Below are 22,576 nucleotides of genomic sequence, written 5' to 3' on the forward strand. Positions count from 1 at the left end.
GAATTTATTATGAGAAGATTTTTTGATGTATTAATTAGTCTAGTACTATTAGTCATATTATCACCTTTATTTTTAACAATCGCAATTATAATAAAAATTAATTCTAAAGGACCAGTATTTTTTACTCAAATGAGAATAGGTAAAAATAATGTTTTATTTAAATTTTATAAATTTAGAACAATGATGGTTGGTACTCCAAATGTAGCAACAGATAAACTTGGAGATGCAAAAAGCTATATAACATCAGTGGGAAAGGTGTTAAGAAAAACAAGTTTAGATGAGATTCCACAATTAATTAATATACTTAAAGGCGATATGACATTTATTGGACCAAGACCAGCTTTGTATAATCAATATAATTTAAAAGAACTTAGGACTAAAGCAGGAGTACATGTATTAGTTCCAGGGGTTACTGGCTGGGCACAAATTAATGGAAGAGATCATAATGATGATTTTCAAAAGACAGAATTGGATAGATATTATTTAAATAATAGATCAGTAGTACTTGATATAAAGATATTGTTTATGACTGTATTTAAAGTGCTTAGAGCTGAAGGGATTATTGAAGGCAGCAAGAGTAAAACAATTAAAGTTGAGAGTAAGAAAAGTGCGAGTATGTAAAAGGAGCGAATGCAGTGTACTTATCAAAAGATGAATGTTGGTATGTGTTATTTGTTAATACGAACCAAGAAGAAAAGGTAAAAAAAATACTGGAAAGAGAAGTTGGAGATGAGTATAAGTTCATTGTTCCAACAAGAGAGCTTAAAGAAAGAAAAGATGGAAAATGGCATAAGGTAAGGAGAAAATTGTTTCCAGGTTATGTTTTGATAAAAGGGGTCATGAATGTAGAAGCTTATTACAAATTTAAAAAGGTACCTGGAATAATAAAGTTGCTAAGAAATGAAGATGAGGTTTTAACAGTAGATGAGAAAGAGTTAAAAGTATTAAAGATACTTATAGATAATGAAAGTAATAACATAGGAATTTCTACATTATATAAGGAGAATGACAAAATAAAAATAACAGAAGGTCCTTTAGTAGGACTAGAAGCTCAAATAGTAAAAGTAAATTCTAGAAAAGGGAGAGCTAAGGTAAGCCTTAGCTTTATGAATGAAGAAAGAATTGTAGAACTTGGTGTTGATGTAGTGAAGAAAATCTGAAGCAGACTTTGGGTGTTTCGGCCCCAAAGAAAGCCTAAGAGGTTATAGTAAGCCTATTGGTAGCATAATGAAAATTGTGTGAATGGGCGAAGCTATGCTCGGAATTAGGGGGGAAGGTGGTGAAAAGATGCTACTAGTTACAGGAATTACAGGACATAGCGGCAGATATTTTCTACAGGAGCTTATTAAAAATAAATATGAAGGAACTATCAGATGCATTGTTAGAAAAACATCTGATACATCAATGATTGATAGTAGTGGACTTAAGATAGAGAAGGTTGTGGGAGATATAAGGGATGAAGAGTTCCTTGATAGATGTATGAAAGGTATAGATACAATAGTTCATATTGTTAATATAAGACATACACCACGAATTATTAAAGCAGCTATCAATAACAAAGTTTCAAGAGCAATTTGTGTACATACTACTGGAATATATTCAAAATTTAAGGTTGCATCAGAGGAATATAAAATTATAGATAAAGAACTCAAGGAAATGATAAAGGGAACAGATATAAGACTTACAATACTTCAGCCTACAATGATATATGGTGATTTATGTGATCATAACATGAGTAAATTTATTAAGATGGTGGACAGGCTAAGGCTTTTTCCTGTAATTAATCATGGAAAATGTTTAATTCAACCAGTGAATGCTAGAGATTTAGGAAAGGCATATTATAAATCTCTTATGATGCCAAAAGATAAAGTAAAACCTATATATAATTTATCTGGTGAAAAACCAATAGCAATGATTGATGCTTTTAAATTGATAAGCAATAACCTTGGTAAAAAAACAGTGTTTATAAGTTTTCCTTTATGGTTTGGAGTGTTTTTAGCAAGAATTTTAAAAATAGTAACTATTGGTAAGGTTGATTATATAGAAAAAGTTCAGAGAATGAGTGAAGACAGGTGCTTTTCACATGAAGATGGAAAAAAAGATTTTGGATATAATCCTGAGTCTTTTGAAACTGGAATATCAAGAGAAGTTAAGGAGTATTTAAATAGATAGCAGGTGAGTATAAAAGTGGGAAAGAAAATACTTATATTATCAAATCACTTTATAACATTATACAATTTTAGAAAAGAGTTAGTTAAAAAACTAATTGATAAAGGAAATGAGGTTTTTATATCTATTCCTAAAGCTGAGGAAAACAGTTTTTTTAGTGGTATGGGATGCAAAATAATTGAAACTCCTGTAGATCGTAGAGGAGTTAATCCTATTAGAGATTTTGGACTTATTTTAAATTATATAAAGATAATGAAAAAACTAAAACCAGATATTATTTTTTCATATACAATTAAACCCAATATTTATGGTTGTATAGCTTCAAATTTTACAAAGAATAGACAGGTCAGCAATATAACAGGAACTGGAGCTACCTTTTTAAAAAAGAATTTAGTTAGTTTTATAGCAAAGAATTTGTATAAGATTTCTCTTAAAAAATCTTATAAAGTATTCTTTCAGAATAGTGGTGACAAAGATTTCTTTGTTAAAAATAAAATGATTAAAGATAATTGGGCTATGCTTCCAGGCTCTGGGGTTAATTTAAAACAATATGAACTATGTGATTTACCATCAGAAGATGAGATTAACTTTATCTTTATCGGAAGGGTAATGGAATTAAAAGGTATAGAGCAGTATATAGATTGTGCAAAGTCAATTAAAGAGAAGTATCCTAATACAAACTTTTATATAGCAGGTTTTATTGAAGAAGAGAAATACAAAGAAATAATTGATGAGTATCATTCAAAAGGCATTATTAATTACATAGGTTTTCAAAAGAATATAAAAGAATGGATACAAAAATGTCATTGTACCATTTTACCATCTCATGGTGGTGAGGGAGTACCAAATGTACTGTTGGAATCTGCTGCTATGGGAAGAATTTGTATTGCTTCAAAGATTAATGGATCTAAAGATGTTATTGATGAGGGTATTACTGGATATTTATTTGACACTGGAAATGCTGTAGATTTGATAGATAAAGTTGATAAGTTTTTAAGGTTAAACTATGAAGCTAAAAAACAGATGGGGTTAGCTGGTAGGAATAAAGTTGAGAGAGAGTTTGATAGGGAGATTGTTATTAAAAGGTATTTGGAGGAAGTAGAGAAAGTGGAAAGGACAAGGTTAGATGGATTACAAAAAGTTAGTACCAAATCAAAAAATGAGATTGAAGATTTTAAAATTAGCTGATTTTTTGCCAGATAAACAAATGGTAAAACTTCAATATAAAATTGCTACTGGTAGAAAGTTAAATCTCAAGAAACCGAAAAGATTTACTGAAAAGCTACAGTGGTACAAGCTTTATTATAGGGATCCACTTATGACTCAATGTGCTGATAAGTATAGTGTTAGAGAGTATATTAAATCAAAGGGTTATGAGGATATTTTGATACCACTATATGGAGTTTATGACAAATCGGATGATATTGATTTTAATAAATTACCAAATAAATTTGTTTTGAAAACTACCAATGGAAGTCATACGAATATATTATGTGAAGATAAATCAAAACTTGATATAGAAGATACAAGGCAAAAGCTTAATTACTATCTTAAAATATGGAATAGTAAATTAGGTAGGGAGTGGGCTTATTACAATATTAAACCACGTATTATTTGTGAAAAATTACTTGATAAAGATGAAAATGATGATTTAATAGATTACAAATTCTATTGTTTTAATGGTGAGCCATTTTGTTTAAATATAATTGAAGGAAGAAATTCTAAAAATAAGATGAAACTAGCAATATATAACACAAAATTCGAAAAACTACCATATACAGATATTAGTTTTAAAGAATCTCAAACTAATGCGGTTAAACCTAATAATTTCAATAAAATGGTTGAAATTGCAAGGGATTTATCCAAAGATTTTCCGCATGTGAGAGTGGATCTTTATAATGTAAATGGTCATATTTTTTTTGGAGAACTAACATTTTATGAAGCTAGTGGTTATGAATGCTTTAAACCAGATAAATTTGATTTTATATTAGGTGAGAAGTTTATATTACCGCAATTAAAATTATAAATAAATTATATGGAGATATTTTGTTATGAAAAAAGTAGCTAAGAAAATTGCACAGTTTGTAAATAGGGATTGTTTAAATATATACCTTAAATTATATTACAAACGACAACTTAGAAATAAGTTTTTAATTAAGAGTGATTATATTGATGATAAATATAAAAAAGATATTAAGCAGTACTGGAATCAGTTTAGTATAAAAATAAATAATGATTGGCATAAATGGTATTCTTCTAGAAACGGTATTAAAGATGTGAGGTATATACCTGAAAATATTTTTTATTGCTACATTGAACCCTATTATAACAGAAGTGATTTTTGTAAGGCTTATGAAGATAAAGGACTTACTAATTTATGGTTTCCCAATATTAAGCGTCCTAGAACAATTGCAAAAAATATGAGTGGAGTGTGTTATGATGATGAATTAAATCCGATATTTGAAGAGGAGATTATTAAAAAGTGTATAAGTAGAGAAAAAATAATTATTAAGCCAACTATTGAAAGTGGTGGAGGTCGTAATGTTTGTTTCATAGATAGTAAGGATAGTTGTAATATAAAACAAGAGATAATCAATGCAATTACTGAGTTTAAACAGGACTATATTATTCAAGAAGTATTAGAGCAGCATGAAGACTTAAAACGGATAAATCCTGAATCAGTAAATACACTTAGAATTATGTCATTTTTTTTCAAAGGAAAGGTACATATTCTTTCGTCAATTTTGAGAATGGGGATAAATGCTTCTAAAGTAGATAATGAGTCAGCAGGAGGAATTTCATGTGGAATTTCAGAATATGGTAAATTGTGTAGATATGCATTTGATAGATATGGAAAGTTTTTTGAAAGGCATCCACAAGGTTTTCTATTTGAGAATAGTGTTGTGCCATCATACAGTGATGTAATAGATATAATAAAACAAGAACATATCAAATTAGGACACTTTAAACTTATTTCGTGGGATTTTGCTATAAGTAGTGATGGAGCTCCTGTGTTAATTGAATATAATCTTAGATTTCAGGGAATCAATTTTCTTCAGATGGATAATGGACCTTTATTTGGAAAATTGACAGATGAAGTATTGGAAGATGTGTTTGGAAGGAGATAAAAACATTTTCACGTTTATTTATGATTAATTTAGATATAAAAATTAATTTTTATAAGCACTTAATAAAAAATAAGTAGGAAGGGTAAGAAAATATGAGGTTTATAGTAGAAACAGGAGAAAAAGTATCCAAATTTTTTGCTGAAGACATGCAAAATATATATTATAAATATCTGTTTTTAAATGAAATGAAAGAAAAATTAAAAAAGCATAAATTTACAATAGACAAAGATTATGAGTATAAATCAAAAAAATATTGGTCTAAGTATTGTAAAATTAATACAATGTGGCACTCGTTTTATTCATATTGTAATGGTATAAAGGATGTAAGATATATTCCTGAAAATATTTATTACAGTAAGATTGAGCCTTTCTATAATAAAAAATCGTTTGCAAAAGCAATTGATGATAAATGTTTCTATTCTGAAAGATTCAAGGGTATAAAACTCCCCAATATAATTTTAAGAAATATATCAGGTAATTATTTTGATGATAAATTTAATATTTTATCAATAGAAGATGCAGTTGATTTATGCTATAAATGTGATGAATTTGTTATTAAATCATCGATAGATGGTGCGGGAGGAGATTCAGTAAAATTTATTTGTCCATCAGAACTTAATAATAGAGAGGAATTAACTGAGATTTTTCATCAGTATGAAAAAAATTTTGTTATTCAAGACGTAATAAAACAACATGGCATACTTAGTTCAATTAATACATCATCAATTAATACGATTCGTTTTATAACATTTTTATATAATGGTGAAGTACATTTATTGTCATCAGTATTAAGGATGGGTGGAGTTGGAGCTAGGGTAGATAATTTTTCTTCAGGTGGTATTAGTTGTGGAATTTGTGAAGATGGAACTTTAAAAAAAGTAGCATATGATGAGCAATATAATAAATATACAAAACATCCGTCAGGTGCTGAGTTTGCTGAAATTAAGATACCCTATTATGGCAAGGCTGTTAATGCAGTTAAAAAACAACATGTTAGATTTGGTCACTTTCGTATAATATCGTGGGATATTGCAATTGATCCTAATGGGGATATTATTTTAATAGAGTTTAATATTACTCCTCAAAGTATAGATCTTCATCAAATAAATAATGGGCCTTTATTTGGTGATTTGACTGATGAAGTATTGAAAGATGTATTTTCAAATATAAAATAGAATGAAATTTTAAATGTAGCTTATTAGTAGTAGTTATTTTTAATATATTAAGAAATATGTAGAGAGAAGGTATAATGATGAAAGTATTATTTTGCTATGGTGGGGATATTACAGCAGATATTAATGGAAATTATTTTCCTGAAACATTTTCTGAAGAAATATTAAACCGATATTTTTCAATTGGTAAGGAATTGTATAGATTTGGAAATATAAAACTAGTACGTAATGATAAAACTATTGAAGTAATAGAAAGTGAAGAAAAGTTAAATTCTTTTGAAGTAAAAACTAAAAGTGGAATGATGTCTATATGTGGATTTTCAAATGAGTATGGAGTATCAAAAATAATACCGTGTCATAACTTTATGACAATAAAAGGAATGATGTATAAAAATAAAGTGTTTAGAAAAAAACTTACTAAAAAAATGAAAGAATTTGATGTCGTAATAATTAGATTGCCCAATGTTTTGGGTAACATAGCTGTAGATGTAGCTAGAAAACTAAAGAAACCTTACTTGATTGAAGTTGTTGCTTGTCCTTGGGATGCATTTTGGAATCACAGTTTTAAGGGGAAATTAGTAGCGCCATTTATGTATTATGCAACCAAAAAAAGAGTTAAAGATGCAAAATATGTAGTTTATGTTACAAATGAATTTTTGCAAAATAGATATCCTACTAAGGGTCAAAATATTGGGTGTTCTGATGTTGAATTACCATCTTTAGATGAGAGTATATTGGATAAAAGATTAAATAAAGTAAGAAATATGTTTAAGAATAAATCAGTGGTAATAGGAACAACAGCAGCTGTAAATGTTCGATATAAAGGGCAAGAGTATGTTATTAAAGCTATTTCAAAATTAAATAAGGAAGGTTATAATTTTGAATATTACTTAGCTGGAGGTGGAGATAATAGTTATTTAAAATCAGTAGCAGAGAAATACTGTGTACTTGATAAAGTTAAATTTTTAGGAGCTTTACCACATGATAAAGTATTTGAGTATTTGGATAATATAGATATATATATTCAACCAAGTAAACAAGAAGGATTACCTAGAGCATTAGTAGAAGCTATGAGTAGAGGATGTCCAGCATTAGGCTCAACAACAGGTGGAATACCTGAATTATTAAATTATAAATTTATATTTAATAATGGTTCTATTTGTGAAATATGTAATTTAATAAAAAATATGGATAAAAAGATAATGATGGAAGAGGCAAAAAGAAGTTTTGAAAAAGCTAAACAATATGATAAAGATTTGTTGGATAAAAAAAGGAAAAAATTTTACAGTGAATTTAAAAATCATGTTAATGAAGTTATATCTAAGTAGATTTAATATGAAAGATAATTTTTATGTTTAATTTTATAAATAAAATGGAGGTATTTTGATAAAAGGTGAATGAATATAATGATAATGTTAACTGTGGAAATATAAGTAAAAAAGTATATTTAGTAGAAGTATTAACTTCAATTATTGTAATTCCAATATCTTTATTTTGTAGTAAAGATTTAGTATATAAAAATTTATCAGTTTTACCAATTGCTTTTTTTATTTTTATGATTTTATTTTCAAATATATTTATTAAACCTAAATATAATTATGGAATAATATTCTATTTTTCAAATGCTTATATTTTTGCTCGATATGTAATTACGCCTATTAGTATTATTATGAATCCAAAAGTGTTTATTCAAGGACCAGATCCTAATATGTATAGTATTAATATGAGTTTTATATTGATGATTTATGAATTATTATGTGTATTTATAACCATATATATAGCTGTAAATACACGAATAAAGTTAAAACGAAAAGAAGCTAAAAAGAAATATTCATTGTTTAAAAATGATATTGTAATTATGATTTTTTTAGTAATAACATTATTAATATTGAGTAAGTTTCCTAATTCGATTATTCCAAGCAATTTTTTCGCAATAAATGAAAAACATTCAGAAATAGTATTTAATACAAAACTAGATGGGGCAATTGAAATATTATCACAAATGTTTAAGTGTGTTGGATTTATGTTTGGTCTTAAGATTATAGAAAAAATAATGAATAAAAATAGATTTATTTGTGGTTTATGTGTCTTACTAGTTGTTATTGTATTTTTAGGATTATTTACAGGAACAAGTCGTATAACAATAATTATTATGGCATGTGCAGGAATAAAAGTAGCAGGAACGCTATTTCCTAAATATAAGAAGAAATTTATAAGTGTATTATTAGTTGTGTTATCGATAGCTATAATAAATATATCACTATATAAATTTTCTTGGATAGTTAAAGATTCTATGAATCCATTAGAAGATTTAATTAAATTTATGTCTGGTCAATTTCAAGCATATTTTTCAGGACCAAGGTTAGTTGCTCAATCAATAGACATGAAATTAATATTTAAAAATAGTATTTCAATAGAAACATTAATTAATGATTTTTTTGGGTCTGTTCCATATATCTCTAACTTTATTAATCAATCAGATAGAATTAATATTTATTTCAATATGTATAACTATAAATATACTTCATCTCCATTAATAATGCCGTTAATAGGGATAGGGTATAATTATTTTGGAGTAATATTAAGCCCTATTTTTACTATTATATGTGAATATATTGTAATGAGATTAGACTACATTGTTTGTGAAAAAGAAAAAAGACTTGAGTTTATATTTATATATATATATTTGGGATGTAGATTATCAATGTGCATGGGGACTAATACTCAAAGTTTAATATATTCATTTTTAAATCCAGTTATACCATTATATATATTAGTTTTAATAAATAAAAAAATTAGCTTAAGAAATAAATTAAAAACTTATATGATTAATTGAAAAATATTACAAGGAGAGAGTTGATATTGTGATTAGTATTATTATACCGGTTTTTAATGCTGAAAAATATTTAAAAAGATGCTTAGAGTCTGTTATAAGTCAATCGTATACAGAAATAGAAGTTATATTAGTAGATGATGGATCTAGTGATAGAAGTAAATTAATATGTGAAGAGTATAGACGAAAAGATTCAAGAATAAAAACTATTTTTAATTCCAATGCTGGACCAGGGTTTAGTAGAAATTACGGCCTTGAGATGGCTATGGGAGATTATATATATTTTATGGATGCAGATGATGAATTATTGCCAGAAGCCTTACAAGAAAATTATAGAATAGCAGTGGAAAAGAATTTAGATGTAATTATTTTTGCTTATTCAATAATTAATTATGTAAACGGGCATCCAAAAACTGAAAACATATGTAGTTATAAAAATACATATGTCACTACAAATGATGAGATTAAATTAATGTTTTGGAATTTGTTTAAAGATGGGCTTATTGCTCCAGTATGGAATAAATTTTATAAAAAAGATTTTATTATAAAAAACGGTATAAGATTTACTGATCTGAGAAAAGGGCAAGATGCAGTATTTAATTTTGAAATTTTGAAATACGTTAATAGTATGTATATTAATGAAAATGTTTATTATAAATATCATTTTTATAACAGTAATAATATAACGTCAAGGTATACTCCTATGTTATTTTCAATTTTTACATCATATCATAAAAAATTAGATGAATTAATAGATTATTGGAAAATTTATGATGAGTACAGTTGTAAAAAAAACAATCAACTATATTTTATACATATTAGTGTTTGTATATCTAATTTGGTTAAAATAGAAAATAATAATTTGATTTTTAGAGAAAAAATAGATGCGTGTAAAAAAATACTTAACAATGATATTACTAAAAAAGTATTAAATAATATAAAGTTATCTGAAATAGAAAATATGTACCATAAAATATGTTTTCTTTTAATGAGAAGTCAAAACAGTTATTTAAATATATTTTTCTATGAAATAATTAGAAAAATAAAAAAATATATAAGAATTTAAATATGATAAATATATGTTAAAAGTTGCAACAAAAAATTAGATATCATAATGTAAATAAACTTTGTGACTTTGTGAAAATTAAAAGGAGAAGAAAATTTTGAAAAAAGAAAATCTTAATAGAAGTATTATAAATGCAGCTAAATGGTCGTCTTTTACAGAAGTAGTTGCAAAAATAATAAGTCCAATTACAAATATGATTTTAGCAAGAATTGTTTTACCAGAAGATTTTGGAGTAGTAGCTACTATAACAATGATTACAAGTTTTGCAGATATGTTTACTGACGCAGGATTTCAAAAATATTTAGTACAATATGAGTTTAAGGATGATAGTGAAAAAATTAAAAGTGTTAATGTAGCATTTTGGACTAATTTTTCAATATCACTTTTTTTATGGATAATTATTATAATTTTTCGTGACTCAATTGCTATGAGTGTAGGAAACCCAGATTTAGGAAATGTTATAGCTGTAGCTTGCATTCAGTTATTACTTACTTCTTTTTCAAGTATACAAATGGCGCTTTATAGAAGAAATTTTGATTTTAAAACGTTATTTTTAGTTAGAATTATAGGAGTATGTATTCCTTTTATAGTTACAATACCTTTAGCTATTTTAGGTTTGAGCTATTGGGCACTTATTATAGGAAATGTTTTAATTCAACTTTCTAATGCAGCTGTACTAACTATTAAATCTAAATGGAAACCACAATTTTTCTATGAAATAAAAATTCTAAAAAAAATGATTTCATTTAGTTTATGGTCATTATTAGAGGCTATTTCAATTTGGTTTAGTGTTTGGGCAGATACATTTATCATTGGTAGTTTTTTTAATCAATATTATTTAGGGTTATATAAAACTTCAACTTCTATGGTAAATACGCTTATGGCATTAATAACGGCATCAATACTGCCGGTTCTTTTCTCTGCATTGTCAAGGTTGCAGGGTGATATAATAGAATTTAATAAAATGTATTTTAAAATACAAAAAATTGTTGCTATTTTTGTATTTCCATTAAGTATAGGGTTATATTTATATAGTGATTTAGCTACTAAAGTGGCATTGGGAAGTAATTGGAGAGAAGCTAGTAATATTATTGGTATTTGGGCATTGACTAATGGGTTAAAAATTGTTTTAGCAGATCTTTGTGGTGAGGTATATAGGGCTAAAGGAAAACCCAAAATATCACTTTTAGCTCAGTTATTGCATTTAATTGTTTTAGTACCTACTTGTGTAATTAGTTCAAAATATGGATTTTGGATATTGGTTTATGCAAGAAGTTGGATAAGAATGGAACTTATATTAGTTCAGTTTAGCATAATGAAAATTTACATAAAGTTTCCAATAGAAAAAGTTTTTAGAAATGTTATGCCGTCAGCAGTTTCAGCGTGTGTTATGGGGGTGGGTGGATGGTTGTTACAAAAAATTAGTAATAGTATAATTTGGAATTTGGTATCAATTATGATATGTTCTATAGTTTATTTTAGAGTCTTATATATATTTCCAAGTATGAGAAATGAAATTAAACAAGTATTTATGGCGATAAAAACTAAGTTAGTTAAAGATAAATGTAAAAATAGTTTACAAGTAAGAAAAAAATAATTTTTATAAATAATATAAAGTAAAATGTTGATGAAAATGTATGAAATAGCAATAATTGAGAGGAACTAGTTTTAGGTGAATGTCTTACAAATTGGGGTTACGTTATATTTTATGTATGCAGATATTGATGAATAAGTAGAAAACGTAGTTCTTAATATTGGAGACAATGTAAATGGAAAGATTATTGATATATTCAAACATTTAAAATTTATTAAGTAATGCACCATACAAGAAAGCAACATTTGAAAAGATAATTTAATAATAAGTTGTTAAATTTAATTAAAAGGAAATTGATAAAATTATGATGGAAATTAAAAAAGATTCTCAAAACAGACTTAAATATATAGATATACTTAAAGGAATTGGTATTTTATTAATGATTATGGGTCATATTTCATTTGGAAGGTTATTTGATAAATATATACATGGATTTCATATGCCAATTTTTTTCTTTATATCAGGATATCTTTTTAAAATAGTTAATTTATCATTTAAAAAGTTTTTAAAAAAGAAAATAAAAACACTATTAGTTCCATATGCATGTTTTGGCTTGTTTAATTATATATGCTGGATTATATTTATTGGATTACCAAAAGGGCATAATTTAATAATACCACTTAAAAGTTTATTATGGATTAATACTGAATCTAATATGCCTATTGCGGGTGCACTTTGGTTTTTAACCTGTTTATTTATAATTGAGATAACATTTTATTTTATTTTGAGAATATGCAAAAATAGGTGTCAAGTGGCAGTAACTATTATTCTTATATCCATTATGGGTTCAGTTTATCCATTAATTTCAAGTGAAAGATTACCTTTAGCAATAGATGTATCATTAGTTGGTATTGGAATATTTTACATAGGGTATATTATGAGAAAACATAGTGCTAATTGTATTTTAATAAGAAATTTGCTTAATGAATCAAATTTAAAAACTATATATATATTTATATTATCAACAATTTTGATTTTCATAAATAAATATGTAAATATGAGGACAATTACATATGCACTAATTCCATTGTTTTGGATTAATTCAATTTTAGGAATATTATCATATTGGAATATATCTAAACATCTTAATAAGTGTAAAATTAAAATTGTCAAAGTTATTAATAAAGAATTTATTTATATAGGAGAGAATTCTATAGTATATGTATGTTTGAATCAATTAACTATTATGTTTGTATATACTATGTTTAAGCAATTATGTATATATGATTCACTGATTATTAAAGCGTTAATCAAGGTAAATATATTAGTGATATCTATCATTCTTTTAAATATAGTAACACTATTAGTTAATAAAACGAAATTAAAAGTTTTAATCGGAAAATATAGATAAAAAGGGTGATGTATTATGTATAAAATAGTAGTAGCAGGAACTAGATATGTAGGATTAGTGGCAGGGGTATAGTATAATGCATAAGTACTTGGAGTTCACAGTTGCTAAAGAGAATATGAAGAAGTATGGAATAGTAGCAGGAGATAAAATAGAAGATAGAGTGTATAAGGTAAAAGGATTGGTAGAAAAATCATCTAAAGAAGAATCATCTTCAAATATAGCTATTCTTGGAAGATATATTATAAATCCCGCTATATTTGAAATATTAGAACATACTGCACCAGGCAAGGCTGAAGAGATTCAACTTACAGATGCATTAAAAGAGTTATCACAAAGAGAAACTATGTATGCATATAACTTCGAAGGAAGAAGATATGATGTAGGAGACAAGTAAAGTTTTATAGAAGCTATTGTTGAGTACGTATTAAGAAGAGATGATTTAAGAGAGGGAGTTCTTAAATACTTATTGAAGATTACTGAAAAAGAAACTAATGGAGTTACAGATAAAAAAGTGGCAACTAGTAAAGAGTAAAAATATGATATAGAGAATATTTTTGAATATAATGAAATGTTATGGTTTCTGTTAAGAGGGAGGAAATTTTATGTCGATTTTAGTTTGTGGAGGAGCTGGCTACATAGGAAGTCATATGGTAGCTCATCTTATTGAAAAAGGACAAGAAGTAGTAATTTTAGATAGCTTTGAAAAAGGACATAAAGATGCAATTTTAGGTGGAAAGGTTTATAAAGGAGATTTAAAGGATAGAAAAATATTAGATAAAGTATTTACTGAAAATAAAATAGAAGCTGTTATAGATTTTGCTGCTTATTCTTTAGTTGGAGAAAGTATGGAAAATCCATTAAAGTATTTTGAAAATAATATAGGCTCTACAATAAATTTATTAGAAGCTATGAAAGATTATAATGTAAAATACATAGTATTTTCTTCTACAGCAGCAACTTATGGAGAACCTGAAAATATTCCAATATTAGAGAGTGATAAAACTTTTCCAACTAATCCTTATGGAGAGTCGAAGCTTTCAGTAGAAAAAATATTAAAATGGTGTAATAAAGCTTACGGAATAAAGTATACGGTTCTTAGATATTTTAATGCAGCGGGAGCTCACATAAGTGGCAAAATAGGAGAAGATCACAGACCAGAATCACATTTGATCCCAATAATTCTTCAAGTTGCATTAAGACAGAGAGAAAAAATTATGATTTTTGGAGAGGACTATGATACTGAGGATGGAACTTGTGTTAGAGATTATATCCATGTAAGTGATTTAGCTTCGGCTCATTTTTTAGCATTAGAAAAAATGAAAAATGGTGGAGATAGTGCTATCTATAATTTAGGTAATGGTAAGGGCTTTTCTGTAAAAGAAGTAGTAGAAGTTACAAGAAAAGTTACTGGAAAAGAAATAAAAGCAGAGATTGCAGAAAGAAGAGAAGGAGATCCAGCTATTCTTATAGCTTCAAGTGATAAAGCTAAAAAAGAACTAGGTTGGCATCCACAATATAATTCTTTAGAAACTATTATAGAAACAGCTTGGAATTGGCACAAAAAACATCTAAATGGGTATGAAGATAAAAATTAAATCAATAATAAAAAATATTCCAGTAAGATAAAACTTTGTTAAATATAAAAATTTCCATAAATAATCACTAAATTAAAATATCAAATAAATAATAAAAGCAGTAGTTCTATTTGAGCTACTGTTTTTATTATTGCAGTAATTCAAAAGAATAGTAGTTTACAAGTATAATACATTAAAAAATAAAATATTTAAGGAGTTTTTCATATGAATAAAAACATTAATAAAAATTCTAAAATTTTAATTACAGGAGCGGCTGGCTTCATTGGTTTTCATCTAGCTTCATTATTGCTAGAAAAAGATTATAAAGTAGTAGGGATTGACAATATAAATGATTATTATGATGTCAATCTTAAAGAAAGTAGATTATCTTTGTTGAAAAAGAATGAAAATTTTATTTTTCATAAAATTGACTTAAAAGATAAAGAAAACATAGACAAGCTATTTGATAAATACAAATTTGATTATGTAATTAATTTAGGGGCTCAAGCAGGGGTTCGTTATTCAATTGAAAATCCATATGCTTATGTGGATTCTAATCTTATTGGATTTATGAACATACTTGAAGCGTGTAGACATAATCCAGTAAAACATCTATTATATGCTTCATCAAGTTCAGTATATGGTGGTAATAAAGTTGCACCATTTTCAACTAATCATAATGTAGATCATCCAGTAAGTCTTTATGCAGCAACTAAAAAATCTAATGAATTAATGGCTCATACTTATAGTCATTTATATGGAATTCCAACTACTGGACTTAGATTTTTTACTGTATATGGTCCATGGGGAAGACCTGATATGGCTTATTTTTCATTTACCAAAAATATTTTACAAGGCAAAACTATCAATGTTTTTAATCATGGAAAGATGGAAAGAGACTTTACATATGTTGGTGATATTGTAGAAGGAATATATAAACTTATTCCATTAGCACCAAAAGGTAATGATGCATGGGATGAAACTAAGGATGATATTAGCAGTAGTTTTGCACCATATAAGATATATAACATTGGAAATAATCAGCCAGTTAAATTAGAAAAATTTATTTTTGTATTGGAAGATAAAATAGGTAAAAAGGCTAACAAAAATTATATGCCAATGCAGCCAGGTGATGTACTAAGAACCTATGCGGATGTTTCTGATTTATCAAAAGATATAGATTTTAAACCTAACACAAGTATTGAAGAAGGATTGGGTAAATTCGTTAAGTGGTATAAAGAATACTATCAAATATAGATTTAAGGTTTTAAAGGGGGACTTTGAAGTGAGTAAAATAGCAGTTATAGGAACAGGATATGTTGGACTTGTTACAGGTAGTTGTTTGTCTGACTTTGGTTTAAATATTGTTTGTGTGGATAATGATAATAAAAAAATAGATGCTTTACATAAAGGTAGTATACCAATTTATGAGCCAGGTCTTGAACCTATTGTAGAAAGAAATGTTTATTATAAAAGATTAGGGTTTACTACAAATATAAAAGAAGCTGTTGAGAAATGTGATGTTTTATTTATAGCAGTAGGTACACCACCAGCAGATGATGGAAGTGCAGATCTTCAATATGTTGAAGCTGTTGCTAGAGATATTGCTAGAAACATGAACGAATATAAAGTAATTGTAGATAAAAGTACAGTACCTATAGGAACTGGTCAAAGGGTAAAAGCTTGGATTAAGGAAGAATTAGATAAACGTGGAGTTAATTATGATTTTGATGTAGTATCTAATCCAGAATTTTTAAGAGAAGGTTCTGCCATACATGACTTTACACACCCAGATAGAGTTGTTATTGGTACAGAATCAGATAGAGCTATGGAAATGATGAAAAAGGTATATAGTGTATTGTATATTAATGAAACTCCATTTGTTGAGACAAATATTGAAACAGCTGAAATGATTAAATATGCTTCAAATGCATTTTTAGCTTTGAAAATTACTTATATAAATGAGGTTGCAAATCTTTGTGAAAAAGTGGGAGCTAATGCTCAAGATGTAGCAAAGGCAATGGGTAGAGATGGTAGAATAAGTCCTAAATTCTTGCATGCAGGTCCAGGATATGGTGGATCATGTTTTCCAAAAGATACATTAGCACTTGCAGAGATAGGAAAACAATATCATTCTCCAGTTAGTTTAATTGAAAAAACTGTTGAAGCTAATGAGTATCAAAAGGTATTAATGGCTAAAAAGATTGAAAATGAATTAGGAAGTTTAAAGGGTAAACAATTAGCAATACTAGGATTGGCTTTTAAACCTAATACAGATGATATGCGTGAAGCACCAGCTATTACTATATTAAATGAATTAGCGAAGATGGGTGCTAGATTTAAAGTATATGATCCAATAGCATATAAGGAAGCAAAATGGAGATTAGAGAATATAAATGACAGAATTACTTATTGTGAAAATGAATATGAAGCTATGGAAGATAGTGATGCTTTAGTTATCATTACTGAATGGAATCAATTCAGAAATCTTGATTTAGATAGAGCAAAACAATTATTGAAGCAGCCAAATTTCTTTGACTTTAGAAATATTTATAAGAAACCTATGATGGAGAAACAAGGGTTTAATTATTTTGGAGTAGGACAAGGCATTAAAACACAACCAAATATGCAACAAAATGAAGCCATGAAGGAAGTGGCCGCCGAACAAGAATAGGCGGCATAGAAAAGCACCTCAGAAAAGCACCCCAGGGGTCCAAAATATGGAAGGACCCCTGGGGTGTAAATTTTTCCAGAGAAATGCTGGATTTTTGTGGTGAAATATATGTGTAAAATGTGGAGGATTGGCAATAATCAAAAATAACAATGAAAAAGGAGGTTTATACTTTGCCAACACGAAAAGTGCCCTGGTATCCAGGAGCTAGTTGTCATATGACAGCAAGAGGAAACCACAAAAGCAATATATTTAGAGATGAAGAAGATTTTCAACATTATTTAATATTGATGGAAGAGGCTTTGTATTATTTTAGATATGAACAATATGAAATAATATGTTACTGTTTAATGGACAATCATGTACATATATTAATTAAAACTAAAGATAATCCTCCGGGAAAATTTATAGGAAGAGTAAATGGAATATATGCAAAGTACTTTAATAAAAAATATGATTATATAGGGCATTTATTTCAGGGAAGATACCATAAAGAGTTTATTAAAAATGATGCACAAATGCTTGAGGTTAGCAGATATATTCATTTAAACCCAGTTAGAGCAAATATGGTAAAGAAACCAGAGAGATATAAGTGGAGCAGTTATAATATGTATATAGGGAAAAAACAAGAAAAAATAATAGTACCTGATAGAATTTTTTATTATTTCAATGAACTAAATAAAAGAAAGCAATATAGAACATTTGTGGAAAATGCTATTACTGCGGGTACCCCAGGGGTGCAAAATTTTCCAGCGGCAAGCAGTGCATATAAATCCAACAGAAATGCTGGATTTATGTTTTAGGAAAGGGTGCTATGGTATATAATATTTATTGTGTATGGAAGGACCCCAGGGGTGTAGAAATTTCCAGGTACAAGCACCATACATAAAAAGGAGCGGCATTATGAGATATAAGCTTATTAAAAAAGTAAAATATTTTATACCAGCTATAATATGGATGATTGTTATTTTCCTTTTTTCTTCTCAGGTTGGAAGGGAATCTTCTAAGAACAATCATTTTATTGTTGATGTTTTAAATAAGTTAAATATAGAAGTGATAAAACAAAGTGATTATGAATTTTTAAATTTTTTAATAAGAAAGACAGCACATATAACAGAATACTTAATACTTTTTATGCTTTTATATTATGCTTTTAGAAAAATCAAGTTAAAAAATGAAAAGATTAAAGTTTGTATATTTACAGTATTATATGCATGTACAGATGAATTTCATCAACTTTTTATACATGGACGAACAGGTAAAATTACTGATGTTTTCATAGATTCTATAGGTATAATTATAGGCATTATAATAATCTATATATTTAAGTACTGCAAACATTTAAGAAAATCAAGAAATTAATGGCAGCACCCCTGGGGTCCAAAATATGGAAGGACCCCAGGGGTGTAAATTTTTCCAATCTATATGCATTTTTCTACAAAGCATGATATAATATTTAAAGGTAAAATTGGCAAAATAGGTTATTTTATCTTTAAATGAAAGTTACAGATAAGGAGGGCGTAAAGTGTTTTGTCGTAAATGTGGAACTGAAAACAAAGATGAATCTAAATTTTGTAGAAAATGTGGAGAAAGACTTAATGGTTCACAAAACATACAAAATGATGATGATGATAACAATAATACATCTAGTATTGGAGAGAATAAATTTCTTGTAATTATGATAATAGTTTTAGCTGCTATAATTGCTTTTGGTGGAGGATACTTATGGTTTTCTAACATGAATAAACCTAAAGAGGTTAAAGATAATCAAACTATAACGACTAAAAGTCAAGATAAGTCCAATAAGAGAGAAGAAAGTAAAAAGGATAATTTAAAAGATAGTGATAAAGATGGTGAAGTTACTAAAGAAGACAAGAATACAGATGATGTAGTAACAAATGAAGAGGCAGATGATTCTTCAAATTTATATAATTTTAATTGTCCAGATAATGAATATGTTTGTCCTGCGTTAAGTGAAACTTATTTAAAGGCTGAAGATTTTTCAAAGTTAGATAAACATCAAATTCAATTATTAATAAATGAGATTTATGCTAAGTATGGATATAAATTTACTGAAAAACAGTGGGTAGATTATTTCTCAAACAAAACTTGGTACATTGGAGTAAAAAGTTATGTTGAGGAAAGTGAGTTTAATGACTTTGAACTCAAAAATATCAAAGTCTTAAACAGTATTAGAAAAGCCAAATAGTTATGGAAGCACCCCAGGGGTCCAAAAAATGGAAGGAACCCTGGGGTGCAAATTTAAATTAAAAAAAGCACTTTTTATAGTGGTGAACATTTTAATTATGGTAAAACTATTAATAAGTATAAAAAGGCAGTGGAGTATAAAATAATTAAAAAACTCTATAATAATGTAAAAATTTATAATATAATAAAAATAAAGAGATAATTAATGTAAAAGTTTTAAAGGGAATGTTACCAAAACGTCAATTGAAATTAGTATTAGCTTGGGCTGAATTGCATAAAGATGAATTAATGCAGAATTGGGAATTAGCACGATTACATGAAAGACTTAATAAAATATCACCACTATCATAAAGGAGGAGTTTTATGGATTATTTTCCAGAAGTTATCCAAGTAATACCAACTAATAATTATGAGGTATATGTTTACTTTGATGATGGTTCTATAAGACTTTTTAATGCTTCGGAATTGATAAAAAAAGGAATTTTTAAGCAACTACAAGATAAGAAAATGTTTGTAGATAGATGTACTGTTTTAAATGGAACACTAGCTTGGGATATTAGTGGAAATTATGATACAACTGAATGTTTGGATATAGATCCATTCGAACTATATAAATTGCCAGAAGTTGAAGAACCATTAGAATTATTTCATTCAAAAGGTCAGGATCATTAAGAAAGTAGCAATATAAATTTTAATCACCCCAGGGGTCCAAAATATGTCAGCACCCCTGGGGTGTAAATTTTCTAAAGGTAAACAGTTTGGAATAAGAATAATACTTAGCGCAGATAAATGATATATTGCGTAAAAACCATTTTAACAAATAATTAGTAATTCTTGCTCTAAAAATTTAACATTGCGTTAAGAAAAACTCATTGTTTGAGTGTAGCGAGTTTGAGTTTTTTAGCAATGTTAAATTTTTAGGGCTTAGAATTACTTTATGCAGTTAACGGTTTTGTAGCAAAATATCATTTATCGGAGCGTAGCATTATTGTTTACAGCTTGAACTTTTCTACCTTGGACATCATTTCTTTAGTCATGCCGCTTAAATGCTCGGCAGTAGCTGCTGTCTCTTCACAGGTTGCATTCATCTCTTGTGATGATGCTGCAATTTCCTCTGATGCTGCAGATGTTTCTTCAGAGATTGCTGCTATATTTTCTACATCAGACACAATTAATTTTCCATAATTCTTTACTTCATCTCCTGAAGAATTTACAGACACAATTTTAGGAATTAAATCTTCAATAGAATCTATTATCTCTTTAAAAGAATACAAAGTAGTTTCAATTACATTCTCTTGATTATTAAATTCCTTATCCATATTTTTTGAAACACCTATTATTTCACCTGTTTCTTTTGATACACCCTTTATAATTACATTTATATTTTCAGAAGATGCTTTACTTTGTTCTGCCAGTTTTCTAATTTCTTCTGCTACTACTGCAAACCCTTTTCCACTTTCACCTGCACGGGCAGCTTCTATAGCTGCGTTTAAAGCTAAAAGATTTGTTTGATCTGCAATGCTATTAATAACTTCAGTTATTTCATCAATTTTACCTATTTCGTTTCCAAGAGTATTTATTTTACTTGCAAAAGTTTTAAATGCTTGTTTCATTGTTTCAACAGATTGTGTGAGTTCTTTCATTTTTTCATTACTATCTTTTGCTTTAGAGTTAACATCTTTTGAAGTAGAATGTATGGTTGCAACTGTATCTAACATTTTTTCTACTACACCATTAAATTTATCCAATATATTGCTAATATCCATTAATTTTTCAGATTGGTCTGCAGAACCTTTAGCTACATCTTGTATAGAGTGTGCTACATTTTCTGTAGAACTTGAAAGTTCCTCTGTAGCAGCTGATAATCCTTCCATTTCTACATCAATTTTTTCAGAATTATCTTTTACACTTAAAAGCATATCTTTAACATTCGACTGCATATTATCTATCCCTCTTGCTAAATCACCAATTTCATCATATCTTTGTAAATAAATTTCAGGAACTTCTTGTGTTAAATCTCCATTTGAAACTCCTTTAAAATGATTTATTGAAGCTTGCAGAGGCGTTACCATATTCTTTGTAACAAAAGATACTATAATTAAAGCTATAATAATTACAGCTAGTGTAATTCCTGAAATTATAAGTATAATTTTCATTATTTGACTATTAATTTGAGTTCTTTCTATTCCCATAAAGAACATTCCTATAACTTCTTCATTTTGATTTTTTATAGGTATATAGTTAACTTCATATTTATCACCGACGACAACCGCTTGTCCATGATACTCGTTTTTATTATTTAATACTTTATCTACAACTTCTTTAGATGCTGTAGTACCAATGGCTCTTTTACCATTATCAAGAACTGTAGTAGAAATTCTAGTATCATTTAAAAATATAGTTACATGTGCATTTGTTTTATTTCTTATAGAATCTAGAACTTCATTATTTCCATTTATTAACTTTTCTCCTTTGTAAAGTTTATTACCTTCTACTTTCCAATTACCTGAATATTTTTCATTAATTACATCTAATGCTAATTCAGTGTTAGATTTTAACTGTTCGTCAATTTTTGAGTTAAAGGCAACACTTAATTCATAATAAGTAAATGAAAGTGTACCTATACTCAATACAATTATTATGGATAATACCATAAGAAAAATTTTGTGATTTAATTTAAGCTTCATAGTTTTCCTCCTTTTACAACAAAGGCTTAATTTTCTGAATCTTTATATAATATATATCGATATATTTTGATGAATCTTTATGGTACCCCTGGGGTCCAAATTTTGGAAGTACCCCTGGGGTGT

Annotated in this window: 20 protein-coding genes and 2 pseudogenes; 21 read left to right on the plus strand and 1 reads right to left on the minus strand. The window is 27.5% G+C overall.

Going from position 1 to position 22,576, the window contains the following annotated elements; all coding sequences use genetic code 11:
- Positions 1-9 precede the first annotated feature (9 nt).
- The 21 genes and pseudogenes from ACFIJ5_RS03615 to ACFIJ5_RS03715 all read left to right on the plus strand — a co-directional run bounded on the left by ACFIJ5_RS03615 (position 10) and on the right by ACFIJ5_RS03715 (position 20,438).
- Positions 10-621, plus strand: a complete 612-nt coding sequence (locus ACFIJ5_RS03615; RefSeq protein ID WP_379803898.1) for a sugar transferase — start codon at positions 10-12, stop codon at positions 619-621.
- Between the two features lie 14 nt (positions 622-635).
- Complete coding sequence (gene loaP, locus ACFIJ5_RS03620) at positions 636-1,160, plus strand: antiterminator LoaP (protein WP_379803900.1); 525 nt, start codon at positions 636-638, stop codon at positions 1,158-1,160.
- Between the two features lie 127 nt (positions 1,161-1,287).
- Positions 1,288-2,172 carry an NAD-dependent epimerase/dehydratase family protein gene (locus ACFIJ5_RS03625; RefSeq protein ID WP_379803902.1) on the plus strand — a complete coding sequence of 295 codons (885 nt, stop codon included), beginning with the start codon at positions 1,288-1,290 and terminating at the stop codon, positions 2,170-2,172.
- Positions 2,173-2,187: 15 nt separating this feature from the next.
- Entirely contained in the window at positions 2,188-3,357 is a 1,170-nt protein-coding gene (locus ACFIJ5_RS03630) for a glycosyltransferase family 4 protein (RefSeq protein WP_379803904.1), read from the plus strand.
- Positions 3,296-4,195 (plus strand): ATP-grasp fold amidoligase family protein, encoded by a 900-nt coding sequence (locus tag ACFIJ5_RS03635; protein WP_379803907.1) that lies wholly within the window; start codon positions 3,296-3,298, stop codon positions 4,193-4,195. The genes ACFIJ5_RS03630 and ACFIJ5_RS03635 overlap by 62 nt, the downstream gene beginning before the upstream one ends.
- Before the next feature lie 25 nt (positions 4,196-4,220).
- On the plus strand, positions 4,221-5,297 hold the full coding sequence (locus ACFIJ5_RS03640; protein ID WP_379803909.1) for a sugar-transfer associated ATP-grasp domain-containing protein: 1,077 nt from the start codon (positions 4,221-4,223) through the stop codon (positions 5,295-5,297).
- Between the two features lie 92 nt (positions 5,298-5,389).
- Positions 5,390-6,472 carry a sugar-transfer associated ATP-grasp domain-containing protein gene (locus ACFIJ5_RS03645; protein WP_379803911.1) on the plus strand — a complete coding sequence of 361 codons (1,083 nt, stop codon included), beginning with the start codon at positions 5,390-5,392 and terminating at the stop codon, positions 6,470-6,472.
- A gap of 77 nt (positions 6,473-6,549) precedes the next feature.
- On the plus strand, positions 6,550-7,797 hold the full coding sequence (locus ACFIJ5_RS03650) for a glycosyltransferase family 4 protein (RefSeq protein WP_379803913.1): 1,248 nt from the start codon (positions 6,550-6,552) through the stop codon (positions 7,795-7,797).
- A gap of 65 nt (positions 7,798-7,862) precedes the next feature.
- Positions 7,863-9,305, plus strand: coding sequence for a hypothetical protein (locus ACFIJ5_RS03655; protein ID WP_379803916.1), 1,443 nt, complete (start codon positions 7,863-7,865; stop codon positions 9,303-9,305).
- 28 nt (positions 9,306-9,333) lie between these two features.
- Complete coding sequence (locus ACFIJ5_RS03660; protein WP_379803918.1) at positions 9,334-10,368, plus strand: glycosyltransferase family 2 protein; 1,035 nt, start codon at positions 9,334-9,336, stop codon at positions 10,366-10,368.
- A gap of 97 nt (positions 10,369-10,465) precedes the next feature.
- A complete protein-coding gene (locus tag ACFIJ5_RS03665) occupies positions 10,466-11,965 on the plus strand; it encodes a lipopolysaccharide biosynthesis protein (RefSeq protein WP_379803921.1) in 1,500 nt (499 codons plus the stop codon).
- A gap of 304 nt (positions 11,966-12,269) precedes the next feature.
- Entirely contained in the window at positions 12,270-13,313 is a 1,044-nt protein-coding gene (locus ACFIJ5_RS03670) for an acyltransferase family protein (RefSeq protein ID WP_379803923.1), read from the plus strand.
- A 97-nt stretch (positions 13,314-13,410) separates the two neighbouring features.
- Positions 13,411-13,845, plus strand: a pseudogene (locus tag ACFIJ5_RS03675) (sugar phosphate nucleotidyltransferase); the annotation flags it as partial.
- Positions 13,846-13,915: 70 nt separating this feature from the next.
- Positions 13,916-14,908 (plus strand): UDP-glucose 4-epimerase GalE, encoded by a 993-nt coding sequence (gene galE / locus ACFIJ5_RS03680; protein ID WP_379803925.1) that lies wholly within the window; start codon positions 13,916-13,918, stop codon positions 14,906-14,908.
- 204 nt (positions 14,909-15,112) lie between these two features.
- Entirely contained in the window at positions 15,113-16,144 is a 1,032-nt protein-coding gene (locus ACFIJ5_RS03685) for an NAD-dependent epimerase (RefSeq protein ID WP_379803927.1), read from the plus strand.
- Between the two features lie 28 nt (positions 16,145-16,172).
- Positions 16,173-17,561 (plus strand): UDP-glucose dehydrogenase family protein, encoded by a 1,389-nt coding sequence (locus ACFIJ5_RS03690; RefSeq protein WP_379803930.1) that lies wholly within the window; start codon positions 16,173-16,175, stop codon positions 17,559-17,561.
- A 170-nt stretch (positions 17,562-17,731) separates the two neighbouring features.
- On the plus strand, positions 17,732-18,361 hold the full coding sequence (locus ACFIJ5_RS03695) for a transposase (protein WP_379803933.1): 630 nt from the start codon (positions 17,732-17,734) through the stop codon (positions 18,359-18,361).
- A gap of 100 nt (positions 18,362-18,461) precedes the next feature.
- Positions 18,462-18,920, plus strand: coding sequence for a VanZ family protein (locus tag ACFIJ5_RS03700; protein ID WP_379803936.1), 459 nt, complete (start codon positions 18,462-18,464; stop codon positions 18,918-18,920).
- A gap of 163 nt (positions 18,921-19,083) precedes the next feature.
- Positions 19,084-19,767, plus strand: coding sequence for a YARHG domain-containing protein (locus tag ACFIJ5_RS03705; protein WP_379803939.1), 684 nt, complete (start codon positions 19,084-19,086; stop codon positions 19,765-19,767).
- Positions 19,768-19,976: 209 nt separating this feature from the next.
- A pseudogene (locus ACFIJ5_RS03710) lies at positions 19,977-20,117 on the plus strand (DUF4160 domain-containing protein); the annotation flags it as partial.
- 12 nt (positions 20,118-20,129) lie between these two features.
- Positions 20,130-20,438 (plus strand): DUF2442 domain-containing protein, encoded by a 309-nt coding sequence (locus tag ACFIJ5_RS03715; protein ID WP_379803942.1) that lies wholly within the window; start codon positions 20,130-20,132, stop codon positions 20,436-20,438.
- A 320-nt stretch (positions 20,439-20,758) separates the two neighbouring features.
- Here ACFIJ5_RS03715 and ACFIJ5_RS03720 read toward each other — a convergent pair whose 3' ends face one another.
- A complete protein-coding gene (locus tag ACFIJ5_RS03720; protein WP_379803945.1) occupies positions 20,759-22,453 on the minus strand; it encodes a methyl-accepting chemotaxis protein in 1,695 nt (564 codons plus the stop codon).
- Positions 22,454-22,576: the final 123 nt, after the last annotated feature.

The organism is Haloimpatiens myeolchijeotgali, assembly GCF_042688525.2.
Classification (GTDB): domain Bacteria; phylum Bacillota; class Clostridia; order Clostridiales; family Clostridiaceae; genus Haloimpatiens.